This is a genomic window from Flavobacterium sp. LC2016-13, assembly GCF_009707955.1.
Taxonomy (GTDB): domain Bacteria; phylum Bacteroidota; class Bacteroidia; order Flavobacteriales; family Flavobacteriaceae; genus Flavobacterium.
In genome coordinates this window covers 403,312-415,780 of the sequence record NZ_WMDQ01000002.1, presented here as the reverse complement: position 1 = coordinate 415,780, position 12,469 = coordinate 403,312, and the positions used below count along the sequence as shown (strand labels likewise).

At 31.2% G+C, this 12,469-nt stretch carries 12 protein-coding genes; 3 read left to right on the top strand and 9 right to left on the bottom strand.

The genetic code is table 11. The features are described from left to right. Window positions 1–9: 9 nt before the first annotated feature. Complete coding sequence (locus tag GKZ86_RS05595; RefSeq protein WP_059115678.1) at window positions 10–843, top strand: OmpA family protein; 834 nt, start codon at window positions 10–12, stop codon at window positions 841–843. A 188-nt stretch (window positions 844–1,031) separates the two neighbouring features. On the opposite strand, the gene GKZ86_RS05590 is transcribed toward GKZ86_RS05595, so the two are convergent. The 4 genes from GKZ86_RS05590 to GKZ86_RS05575 all read right to left on the bottom strand — a co-directional run bounded on the left by GKZ86_RS05590 (window position 1,032) and on the right by GKZ86_RS05575 (window position 5,646). Continuing rightward, a complete protein-coding gene (locus GKZ86_RS05590) occupies window positions 1,032–1,652 on the bottom strand; it encodes an L-threonylcarbamoyladenylate synthase (protein ID WP_154782118.1) in 621 nt (206 codons plus the stop codon). A gap of 18 nt (window positions 1,653–1,670) precedes the next feature. Beyond that, window positions 1,671–2,171, bottom strand: a complete 501-nt coding sequence (locus tag GKZ86_RS05585; RefSeq protein WP_154782117.1) for a hypothetical protein — start codon at window positions 2,169–2,171, stop codon at window positions 1,671–1,673. A 20-nt stretch (window positions 2,172–2,191) separates the two neighbouring features. After that, entirely contained in the window at window positions 2,192–4,528 is a 2,337-nt protein-coding gene (locus GKZ86_RS05580; protein WP_154782116.1) for an ATP-dependent helicase, read from the bottom strand. 350 nt (window positions 4,529–4,878) lie between these two features. Then, window positions 4,879–5,646, bottom strand: a complete 768-nt coding sequence (locus GKZ86_RS05575; protein ID WP_154782115.1) for a TSUP family transporter — start codon at window positions 5,644–5,646, stop codon at window positions 4,879–4,881. 125 nt (window positions 5,647–5,771) lie between these two features. Here GKZ86_RS05575 and GKZ86_RS05570 point away from each other — a divergent pair, with 125 nt between their 5' ends. Beyond that, window positions 5,772–6,293 (top strand): hypothetical protein, encoded by a 522-nt coding sequence (locus GKZ86_RS05570; RefSeq protein WP_059115671.1) that lies wholly within the window; start codon window positions 5,772–5,774, stop codon window positions 6,291–6,293. A gap of 5 nt (window positions 6,294–6,298) precedes the next feature. Here GKZ86_RS05570 and GKZ86_RS05565 read toward each other — a convergent pair whose 3' ends face one another. From GKZ86_RS05565 to GKZ86_RS05555, 3 genes are all read right to left on the bottom strand, one after another. Continuing rightward, a complete protein-coding gene (locus GKZ86_RS05565; protein WP_154782114.1) occupies window positions 6,299–7,231 on the bottom strand; it encodes a hypothetical protein in 933 nt (310 codons plus the stop codon). A gap of 23 nt (window positions 7,232–7,254) precedes the next feature. Beyond that, window positions 7,255–8,157: a patatin family protein gene (locus GKZ86_RS05560; protein WP_154782113.1), complete on the bottom strand. Its 903-nt coding sequence runs from the start codon at window positions 8,155–8,157 to the stop codon at window positions 7,255–7,257. A 165-nt stretch (window positions 8,158–8,322) separates the two neighbouring features. Next, window positions 8,323–10,383 carry a M1 family metallopeptidase gene (locus tag GKZ86_RS05555; protein WP_154782112.1) on the bottom strand — a complete coding sequence of 687 codons (2,061 nt, stop codon included), beginning with the start codon at window positions 10,381–10,383 and terminating at the stop codon, window positions 8,323–8,325. A gap of 91 nt (window positions 10,384–10,474) precedes the next feature. Here GKZ86_RS05555 and GKZ86_RS05550 point away from each other — a divergent pair, with 91 nt between their 5' ends. Further along, window positions 10,475–11,215: a diphthine--ammonia ligase gene (locus GKZ86_RS05550; protein WP_370456752.1), complete on the top strand. Its 741-nt coding sequence runs from the start codon at window positions 10,475–10,477 to the stop codon at window positions 11,213–11,215. A 76-nt stretch (window positions 11,216–11,291) separates the two neighbouring features. Here the strand turns inward: GKZ86_RS05550 and GKZ86_RS05545 are convergent, their stop codons facing one another. Next, window positions 11,292–11,831, bottom strand: a complete 540-nt coding sequence (locus GKZ86_RS05545; protein WP_154782111.1) for a DUF1697 domain-containing protein — start codon at window positions 11,829–11,831, stop codon at window positions 11,292–11,294. Between the two features lie 39 nt (window positions 11,832–11,870). Further along, window positions 11,871–12,347 (bottom strand): hypothetical protein, encoded by a 477-nt coding sequence (locus GKZ86_RS05540; RefSeq protein WP_154782110.1) that lies wholly within the window; start codon window positions 12,345–12,347, stop codon window positions 11,871–11,873. Window positions 12,348–12,469: the final 122 nt, after the last annotated feature.

The following is a 12,469-nucleotide window of genomic DNA, read 5'->3' as shown; positions in this document are numbered from 1 at the left end:
ATAATACCTATGAGAAAAATAGTTTTAGCACTATCAGTATTAATGGCCTTAACTTCTTGCGTTTCGAAAAAAGAATATGCAGCATTAGAAGCTAAGAACAAAGAAATCCAAGATTTATTAAACTCTTGCACAGTTAAATTAAATTCTTGTTTAGAAGAAAAAGCAGGATTAGCAGCTACGGCTCTTAGCTATAAAGAACATAATCAAGACTTAATAAACAGCTCTAAAGATTTAACAGTTTTAACTACTAAAGGTGCTGAAAATCTTGAGAAATCATTGGAAAGCTTAAAAGAAAAAGATTTAAAAATATCTAGACTTCAAGATGCTTTAACTAAAAAAGACAGTGTAACACTAGCTTTAGTAACAAGTTTAAAAGGAGCAGTTGGAATCAACGATCCGGATATCGAAATCAATGTTGAAAAAGGGGTTGTATTTATTTCTATCGCTGATAAATTATTATTTAAAAGTGGAAGTTATGACGTAACTGATGCAGCAAAAGGTGTTTTAGCTAAAGTTGCAAAAGTAGTAAACGACAAACCTGATTTTGAATGTATGGTTGAAGGTCACACAGATAACGTTCCTTACAAAAGCAATGGAGTTTTGTTAGACAACTGGGATTTAAGTGTTAAACGTTCTACTTCTATTGTTCGTGTATTAACAAATGATTTAGGTGTTAACCCTGCAAAATTAATTGCTGCTGGTAGAAGTTCATACATACCTTTAGTTGCAAATGATACGCCGGAAAACAAAGCACGTAACAGAAGAACTCGTATTGTTGTTATGCCAAAAATCGATCAATTCTATGATATGATTGAAAAAGAAATGAAAAAACAACAAAAATAATTTAAAGTTTAAATACTAAATTATACAGAAAAAGCAGGTCTATTGACCTGCTTTTATGTATTCTTAACTTTTTTAATAACCAATTAAATATAATCAAGAATAGCATTATTTTTAAATTAACTAACTAAATTTTAACTATAATAAAGTTAATTAAATATTTTAAATAATTATACTATTTCAGTTTTTTTTTACAAAATACCAATATCTCCTTTTCCTTCCCTTACAATTACTGGCTCATGCTCTGATAAATCTATAATAGTAGAACCTACATTATCACCGTATCCACCATCAATAACCATATCAACAAGGTTTTGCCATTTCTCAAAAATTAATTCCGGATCTGTTGTATATTCAATAACATCATCTTCATCACGAATAGAAGTTGAAACAATAGGATTTCCTAATTGGCGAACAATTTCTAAAGCAATATTATTATCAGGAACACGAATTCCCACAGTGGTTTTCTTTTTAAACTCTTTTGGCAAATTATTATTACCAGGCAAAATAAACGTATAGGGTCCAGGCAAAGCTCTTTTTAGGATTTTAAAAGTTGCCGTATCAATCTGACGCACATAATCTGATAAATTGCTCAAATCATGACAAATAAAAGAGAAATTAGCTTTTTCTAATTTTACGCCTTTAATTTTTGCAATTTTTTCTAAAGCGCGAGAATTGGTAATATCACAACCCAAACCGTAAACGGTATCTGTTGGATAAATTACCAAACCTCCATTTTTTAGCAACTTAACTACTTTTGCAATAGCCGCTTCATTTGGTTTATCGGGATATATTTTTATAAATTCGGCCATTTTTTTATAATAAAGAAATTAGATTATAGAATAAAGACAAAGCTTCAATTCTTTTAGAATTTTAAATGTAAACAATAGCATTCCAACAGCAAATAAATTAAATTTCAAATGAAAAATATCTGTATTTCCGTTAACCGCTATTAGAAATTGTGAAGGCTGCAAATCAAAACCTGTTATAAAATCATTCGTTAAATCAAGTGTAAAATTAATTCCAATTCCATTAATAGAAGTGTAAAATATTCCGTAGACCTGAAAAGATACTAGTTGTAAAAATAATAAAAAGATTACTAAATTTAAACCCTGGATATATCTTTTTCTATTTATTAATATTCCTGAGTAAATACATACTGCAAAAAACAAAAACGGAAATACTATTAAAATATAACTTGAAAAACTATTAGAATTAATTACATTTTCTGTTAAGATTAAATAAATCGTAAATAGGAAACCAATAATTCCACCAAAAATTTGATAAAGTTCAATGAAATTTAATTTTTTCAAAAGTCTTTTTTCCTGCATCTACAGTCTTTTATCTATTTTTAACCTATAACATCCAATTTCGCAAATCTCAATAATAATTTTTTAAGACCACCAACTTCAAATTTTATTTCAGCTTTTTTATCAGCTCCAACACCTTCAAGGTTAATCACTTCTCCTTTTCCGAAACGTTCGTGCATAACAACATTTCCAATCGTTAATTTACTGTCAAATAAATTAGCGTTTGATGAACTCGGAGCATTTCCGGCAACTGGTTTTAATTTGCGAACATTTAAGTCCGGTTTTGGTTCATTATCCGTAATATGTTTTGGCGGAGTTCCTCCAACAGGTTTTGCCAATCGTAATTTAGATTTATCAACATCTCCAAAAATATCGCTGTCAATCATAGGTTTATAGCGATAATTACTTTCTGCGGGCGTTAAATATTCTAAATACTGTGCATCAATTTCTTCAATAAAACGAGATGGTTCGCTGTCTGTCAATTTTCCCCAACGATAACGCGATTGCGCATACGTTAAATAAGCCTGATGTTCAGCACGAGTCAGAGCCACGTAGAATAATCTACGCTCCTCTTCCAATTCACTTCTGGTACTCATACTCATAGCACTCGGAAACAAATCTTCTTCCATACCAACCACAAAAACATGCGGAAACTCAAGTCCTTTTGCTAAGTGAATCGTCATTAAAGCCACACGATCTTCATCAGATGTATCTTTATCTAAGTCAGTTGCAAGAGCTACATCTTCCATAAATTCAGATAATGCTCCTCTTGCTCCGTCTATTTCTTTTTGACCTTCAGTAAAATCCTTAATACCGTTTAAAAGCTCTTCGATATTCTGAATTTTCGCCATTCCTTCCGGCGTAGCATCTTTTTTCAATTCCTGAACCAAACCGGTTTTTTTTGCCACATAATCGGTAATATAAAAAGCATCCTGATTTTGGTCTATAACCTGAAAACTCTGAATCATCGTTACAAAATCATTCAGTTTATTCTTTGTTCCGGCGTTCAGTTTCAAATCAATTTTATCGATATTCACCATCACTTCCCAAATCGAACGTTTGTAATGATTGGCTGCAATCGTCAATTTTTCAACAGTAGTATCTCCAATTCCACGAGCCGGATAGTTGATGACACGAATCAAAGCTTCTTCATCTTTTGGATTAATTACCAAACGTAAATAACACAAAACATCCTTGATTTCCTTACGTTGGTAAAATGATAATCCACCGTAAATTCTGTACGGAATATCACGTTTTCTTAATGCATCCTCCATCGCACGCGATTGCGCATTGGTACGATATAATATGGCAAAAGATCCATTATGCAATTGATTTTGCATTTTTTGCTCAAAAATAGTACTGGCTACAAAACGCCCTTCTTCAGCATCTGTTAAACTGCGGTGAATTTTTATTTTTGGGCCAAAATCATTCGCCGTCCAAACAATCTTGTCAAGTTTGGTTTTATTATGATCAATAATCGTATTTGCAGCTTCAACTATATTTCGGGTTGAACGGTAATTTTGCTCTAATCTAAACGTTTTTACACCTTCGTAATCCTTCTGGAAATTCAGGATATTATTGATATTTGCTCCACGGAAAGCATAGATACTTTGCGCATCATCACCAACCACACAAATATTCTGAAATTTATCTGATAATGCCCTAACAATCAAATATTGAGAGTGATTTGTATCCTGGTACTCATCAACCAGAATATAACGAAAACGATTCTGGTACTTCGCTAAAACTTCCGGAAAACGAGTAAGCAATTCATTGGTTTTCAATAATAAATCATCAAAATCCATCGCTCCGGCTTTAAAACAGCGTTCTACATATTGCTGATAGATTTCACCCAAACGCGGTTTTTTTGCCATGGCATCCGCTTCAACTAATTCCGGATTATTGAAGTATGCTTTTACAGTAATCAAACTATTTTTATAACTCGAAATTCTCCCTAAAACCTGTTTTGGTTTATAGATATCACGATCCAACTGCATTTCTTTAATAATAGAAGAAATAAGTCGTTGTGAATCCTGAGAATCGTAAATGGTAAAATTTGACGGATATCCTAAATGTTCAGATTCTGAACGCAGAATACGGGCAAAAATCGAGTGAAAAGTTCCCATCCAAAGGTTTTTAGCCTCCGTTGCTCCCACAATATCCGAAATCCTGTGTTTCATTTCACGAGCCGCTTTATTGGTAAAAGTTAACGACAAAATATTGAATGCATCAATGCCCTGAGCCATCAAATAAGCAATTCTAATCGTTAAAACACGGGTTTTTCCAGATCCTGCACCAGCAATAATAATCATTGGCCCATCTTTTTGTAAAACGGGTTCTCGTTGTGCTTCGTTCAGCTGGTCAATATATTTTTGCATGAAATTTTTCTCCTTTTATGCAAAAATAAGAATTAATGATTGAAATAGCTACTAAGTTTCTGAGGTTCTAAGGGACTAAGTTTTTTTTCTTTTTTGAAGCCAAAGAATAGGCCTTTTAATAAGCAAAATTCCCGCTTTCGGCTATATCTCTCCGTTTCACTTCGAGGATACCGCCTCTATCGGGCTAGTTTCAAACAATTGGTTTCTTTTAAATATTTTAACCATATAAGTGATGTAAGTTCATTTAATTCTGTCTTAAATAAAAACAGAAATACTTATATGTTTTAAATTTTTAAAAACTTTATTGAGATACAACTTATAATTTCTTATATCACTTATATGGTAAAAAACTACTTAAAAAACACATCATAAGCAAAGCGAATCAAAGTTCCAATAACCACAACTAAAAAGAAAACACGAATAAAACCATTTCCTTTATTAATAGCTAATTTAGCGCCTATCCAGCCACCAAGTCCGTTACTTACGGCCATTGGAATTGCTATTGACCAAATGATTTTTCCTTTTATCATAAACAAACAGATCGAGCCAAAATTGGTAGCCAGATTTACCATTTTAGCATTTGCAGAAGCATGCAAAAAATCAAATCCCAAAAGTGCAATAAAAGCAACTACAAAAAAACTTCCGGTTCCAGGGCCAATAAATCCGTCATAAAAACCAACAATTATACTAATAACAACCGCATAAATAATTTGCGTTGCAGCAGAATGGTCTTTGGCTACATGCTGGCCAAAATTTTTCTTTGCATAAGTATATAAAAACAAAAAAGACAAAACGACAAGCAAAAGCGGTTTCATAAAATCATTACTCACCATCGTCAAAATAGTAGAACCCAAAAATGCTGAAGGAACTGCTAAACACATCATTATCAAAAGTAATCGCCATTGAATAACTACTTTTTTAAGATATTGAAAAGCAGCAAAAGCAGTACCTGTAAAAGCAGGTAATTTTAAAGTTCCAATAACAGTAGAAACAGGTAAATTTGGTAATAAAATTAACCCCATTGGAGTCTGAATTAATCCTCCGCCGCCAACAATTGCATCAATAAATCCTGCGGCAAAAGCAGCTAAACAAAGTAAAATTATGATGTATGATTCCATTTATGGTGAGTTTCAGCGGGTTTTGTGAATTGCTCACAAAAGTAGGTTTACATTTTGTTTATTACAATAAAATTTAAAGTGGATTTCTCAGCAAAAAGTATATTTTTGTTGAAAATTTGAACCCAATGGATTTTACAAGAATTATAGAATTAGCCAGTTATACTTTACCTGCCATCGTTACCGGATTTGTAGCGTATAGTTTTTTTGAATTGCACATTAAAAACAATGATAAGAAACGTAATTTTTTATTAAACAGAGAAGCGCATAAAGAATCGTTACCAATACGTTTACAGGCTTACGAGCGTATGACTTTATTTTTGGAGCGTATTAATCTGACCAAATTATTAATCAGAATTACTCCAATTTCTAATGATAAACACGATTACGAAAATTATGTAATTGATCAAATCGAACAGGAATTTGAACATAATCTAACACAGCAAATCTACATGTCTGACGAATGTTGGACAATTATTACAACGGCTAAAAACTCAACGATTCAAATCCTGCGTAAAGCCGCAATGAGTGACCGTGTTGACAGTGCCGATAAATTACGTGAAGTTATTCTAAATGATTTATTAGAAAAACAATCGCCAAGTAATGCTGCTTTGGGCTATATTAAGAATGAAGTTGCTGAATTGTGGTAGACTTTTTATTTTTCTATTCGTTTCTTTAAAGCATTCAATAACTTATTCTCAAAATCAGAAATTATATTTTTAGAACAAAATTCACCATAAAACGGAACATTTGTTCTTATTTTATAATCGCAAACAAGAGTTAATTTTGTTTGCGATTTATTTATTGGTTCCAATTGATAGGTTATCGAACTAAAAACTAAATTTTTGTTTTTAAGAACATGTTTAAAAGTTTGACTACTATCAAGCTCTGATTTATCGACATTTATAGAAAAAGACATTTTTTTGAATTGGTCTGATTCAATAATTTTTTCGTTCAATATAATTCCGTTATCAAAGTATCCTAATCTGGTATTTGTTTTAGAATTATATTCTGATTTTACAGGATTAGGAAAACCTAAATAATTATAAAGAGAATTATCAATGTAGTTTGTAAGTTCAGGAACAGAAGCCAGATTATTCCATATAACTTCACGCGGAGCATCAATTTTTATTGTTTTAGAAACCTGAAAATTAGATTCTTGTTTTTCAATATATTTTTCAAAATGCCCTAAAAGAATAGGAATTACGATTATAAATAAAGTATTTCTTTTAGTGTTTTTCATTTTATTTTCAGTGCTGGACTGAATAAAATACCTAAGAATTAAACTGACCGAAACAGAAGCAAGTGCATACGGTGGAAGTAAAATAATCAAACAGCCCAAGTCTTCAAATCTGGCTTTAAAAGCAAAAAATAAAAACAAAAACGAGCTTATTAAAGGAAAAAATACTGCTTTTAAACTACTCTTTGCAAAAACTTGAGGATCTAATAAAAAAGGTAAATATCCCATTATTAAAGGAACAATAAGAAGATAACCCACAGAATTGAAATCAATAATATTGAATTCAACTAAAACCCTAAAAAGCATTGCATAAACAACTGCAAATATAATTCCGTAATATTTTTTCATTTTTAAATCCGAATCAATTATGATTAAACTCTATTATCACTCATAACTTCAGATTTATTCTGAGCATATTCATAACCTTGTTCCCACCATTCTTTCATAACCTCCTTATTAAAAATAAGAGCATTATCTGTAAGTTTGGTTGGTGTATAATATAAGTTAAGCTTTACATTCTTATTGTTTGCCATAAGTTTTCCTATAGCAATATCGTGTTTTTCAACCTGATCTAGAGCAATCCGAAACAAATCAATCATTAGCGAAAAAGGGTTTTTACCTATAACCGTTTTAGTCATATTTACTTCGGTTTCCAAAATAATTACATCAATTTCAGTAGCTCCGCGATTGATGGCTTCACGAATTGGTACTAAACTTGAAAATCCGCCATCGCCGTATTCGAAATTATCTTTCTCGACTAAACTCATAAACGGAATATAATTACTCGAAATCCAGGTCCAGTCACAGAACTCTTCGTAAGTGCAATCTTTAACTGATTTATATTCGGCTTCGTTTTTAGTTAAATTGGTAACAGTGACAATTACGTCGCATTTAAGCTTTTTTAGTTTATTAAAATCAGCTAAAGAAAAATTTCCTTTAATGTATTTTTGCAAACCTTTACTTTCTCCAAAAGTTCTTTTTCCTTTAAAAAACTGACGCAGTACATTGAAGTGATTAATGGTTACAATGTCGATTCCGTCTTTTACCTTAACAACAAATGGACAAATATTAAAAATTTTACTCATGGTTACATTGGTATAAACCCAATGAATTTTCTTGATATGGCCAAGTGCTAAATGGGGAATTAGCAAGCTTCCTGTTGAAGTTCCTAAAAACAAATCATATTCGTGTTTTTTCTCTTCTATTAAATACTGTGCAACACCTCCGGCAAACGCGCCTTTACTGCCACCACCAGAAATAACCAATGCTCTCATATAATATTAATAATGTAGGTTTTGTTTTTGGGCTTTTAAGAGTAGAAAAGAGAATAGAATCAAGAACAAAGATTTTTCTTAACACAAAATCTTTGTTCTTGATTCTGTAATCTTGATTCTGTAATCTTGTTTCTTTACTCTTACTTCTTTTCTCTATTCTCCTCTTCATTCTTTCAACAAACGATTCAATTGAAACTGTTCATCGGGGGTCAAATTAGGCAAAATTCTTTCAAATGAAGCACGCATTTCAGGATTTTTTAAAAGAAATCGAATTGTATCTCTTCCAAATTTCGAAAATTGCCACATATGATGCGTCGTAGAACTAACTAAATTACTCAAAACCTGATCGTTAATCATTTTAAAGGCAATCAATTTTTCGAGTGCATTTTGTCGTGTTGTTGCCTCATATTTTTTGGATGAAAAAGAAATTAATTCTGCAATTAAAGCTTCTTTATTATCAGCGTAATTTGGCGTTGATAAAGCTAATGAAAGCCACATCGTACGAATATTAAAATCATTAAAACCAATCCAGGTTTTAGATTTATCAAGATACGTTTTGCGATGATCCGGAAAATTTTTCCATAACCAATACAAAGCAATTTCCTGGGTTTGATAGGATTTATCATCAAGCAATGTTTCATAATTTGCTCTAAAATCTTCAGGAATTTTACTTAAAGAACTGGCAACAGCCTGACGGATTTGTATATTATTGGTTTGTAATGCAAGCAATAAAAGTGCTTTTTTATCCTCGTATTTTTCATTTTCTAACTGATCAACAACGGCTTCTTTTACAGCATAATAAACATCAGATTCTAAAGTCTTCTTTAGAAAAGCTTCTTTTTCAGCCAAAGGAGTTTTCTTTAATTTATCTAATTCTAAACGAACCTGAATCGCTTTGTTTTTACTCAATAATGCATTTGCTGTTTGTGTATCAAAAACAGTAGATTCTAACCAGGTTTTCTGAAATTGAACCAAATCGAAATTCGATACTTTTTTAATTTCATCAAAGAAATTTTGAGTATCTACGTTCTGATAAGCATATTTATTTAAATAGCTTTTTATAGCTTTTTTAAAAGCCTTATCTCCAATAGATTCATGCAAAAAAAACAATGCCCAAGCGCCTTTTTCATAAAAAGTCAATGAACTTGCTTTTGCATTTAAAACGGGAATTGTATCCGTTCTTGATGCAAATTTTATTTGTTGTGCAGTATCATATAATTTCGAATAAAAATAATCTTCACCATAAATATCCTTTTCTGCAAGCAAAGCATAATAAGTTGCAAAACCTTCCTGAAGCCAATGGTGTGTGCTGCTTTCTGCCGTAATTAAATCTCCAAACCAATGATGTGCCAATTCGTGAGCATCAACATTTGAATAATTTCGATCTTCAAAACCTATAGAATCAACAACATAACGTGTTGTAAAAAGTGTTGTCGTCGTATTTTCCATTCCACCATATAAAAAATCGCGAACCGGAATTTCTCTGTAAATTCCCCACGGATACTTCACTCCTATTTCTTTCTCTAAAAAATCAAAAATGCGTTTAGAATAACGATATGTTGGTTCAAAACGAGCTGTATCATTATTTTCCAGATAATATTCTAACGGAATTTTTGATTTTGATTTGAATTCTTTTTTGTCATATTTTCCAATGGCAAGCATTAATAAATAAGAACTCATCGGGTTTTCCATTTGGTATTGCCAATGAAACAAATTTCCGTTAATCGTTTTATCCTTCAAAATTCCGTTCGAAACCACTTGATAATCTTTATCATAAGAAATTCCCAAACTAAAAATCACTTTTTCATTTACATCATCAAAACTCGGAAACCAGTTGCTGGTATATCTTCCCTGACCTTGCGTCCAGATTTGTGTATCTGAATTTTCTATATCAACAAAATATAAAGCTTGTTTTGGCTTTGCAGAATATTGAAAAGTCAAATGATTTTGTCCTTTTTGAAAATTAGAAACAATTTGCAATTGTTTGCCTGTATTTACAAAAACAACCTCTTTATTATCAATTTGAACATGAGAAAACTCCATGTTTTTGGCATCTAATTCTATCGTATCAATTGGTTTTAAAACCTCAAATTGATAATCTACAAAACCGGAAATTGATTTTTCTTTGGCGTTTACGGTTAATTGACCGGAAACCGATTTAAAATCAACAAATTGGGTTTGTTGCGCAAAAACGAAACTGGTAAATAATATTAATATGTATTTCATTGAAATGGATTTGAAGGCAAAATCCCAAAGTTACAAAGGTTTCATTTACAAATCGAATGAAATTTGTATGTTTACAATAGAAAATTAAATCATTGTGTCGACACCCAAAAAAGCCTTATTTAACTGGAGCAGCGGAAAAGATTCTGCTCTTGCCTTATATAAAATATTGCAGAATCCGGATTTTAAAATTGAATATTTATTGACCAGCATTAATCAACAATTTCAACGAATTTCGATGCACGGCGTTCGTGTTGAACTGTTGGAGGCTCAGGCAAAAAGTATTGGTTTACCATTACAAATCATGCAGGTTCCTGAAATGCCTACTATGGAAGTTTATGAAAATGTTGTGGCTGAAACTTTAACCGAACTAAAAAAACAAGGCATTACCCATTCTGTTTTTGGTGATATTTTTTTAGAAGATTTGCGAAAATATCGTGAAGATCAATTAGAAAAATTAGATTTTAAAGCCATTTTTCCAATCTGGAAAATTCCAACAAAAGATTTAATTCAGGAATTTATTTCGTTAGGATTCAAAACTATTGTGGTTTGTGTAAACGAACGTTATTTAGACAAAAGTTTTGTGGGACGAATTATAGATCAGGATTTTATAAATGATTTACCCGAAAATGTAGATGTTTGTGGCGAAAACGGCGAGTTTCATACTTTTACTTTTGATGGACCCATTTTTTCTGAACCTATTCAATTTGAAATTGGAGAAATCGTTTATCGCAAATATGAAAAACCAAAAACTGAAGATTCTTCAGATAAAGCTTGCGATACAAGTGCGAGTGATGCTTTCGATTATGGATTTTGGTATTGTGATTTGATTTAAAAAAGTTCGCCACAAATTTCACGAATCAACACGAATTAAATTAGTGAAAATTTATTTAATACGTGGCAAAAAAAACTTATTCAGAATACATTCCTAACAAATTCGTAACCGTATTCCAGTTTCGCATTGTTACTATAACATTTAGTTTTTTCTCGATATACTTGCCTTCTAATCTGGTTTTTCCGGCTCCTACAGCATATTTGATAAAAATTCTGTTACCGTCTATACTCGCTTCATCTGGCTTAAACTGACTGATTTTTAAATCATTTATATTTTCCTTTTTCAACAAGGTTGACACAAAAGCAACATACAGTTTTTTTGTATCTATATCTTTTTCTTTCAAAAACGGATTGTTTGCAAAACACAATTCCAAGTCTTGTTTTGTAATAACAATCGTGGGAACTTCATGTCCAAAAACCTTAAAAATTTCCTGTTTTATCATAAAACCCACTTTTGTGGCTTCTTCTTCACTGTCTACAAAAAAATTTCCGGATTGCAGATACGTTCTTACATTTTGAAAACCAATATTTTCTAACATTGTTTTCAAAGCGTCCATCTTCATCATATTATGTCCAGAAACGTTGATTCCGCGTAAAAGAGCTAAGTGAGTTTTCATTTTAATAATTTAATTTGTTCTAATGTAAATTTCATTACTCTAAGATATATATTCGTTTTTTAATTTATCAATTTTAATTTTGGCTACTTTCAAATGCTCAATATAAATTGATGCATGAAAATTGAGGAGATTAGCGCTTTCTTTTAAATTTAGTAATGAAATAGCAACTTTTCTATTATCTTCTGCAGCCTCCAAATCTAAAGAAACATCATAAACATCTTGTCTTAAATTCTTATTTAAACTCAAAAAAACATCAATTTGGATAACCATTTTAAAATTTGGAATTTCAAACGTCGAAATGCCGCTAAATATTATCGTTTCATTAGTCTCTGTCACTACAGACTGATTATCTGCCATTGCAAAAGCAGAAACAATTTTATCAATCTTATACAATTCGATCTGAAATATATTTAAAGCTCTCTTTCTTTTGTCATATTCTTGATATTTAATTGTAGCGATTGATGCTCCAAAACCAAGAAATGTTCCAATAATTAGCATTATTATATCATTTGTCATTTACTCTATTTTAGTTTGATTATAACTTAATTGCTTTCAATGGCTATTTTACCAAAGGTAATATATAATAAAGTTCAATTTGAAAATTATTGCCTCTTTCAAATTTCCTAATTAAAATCTAT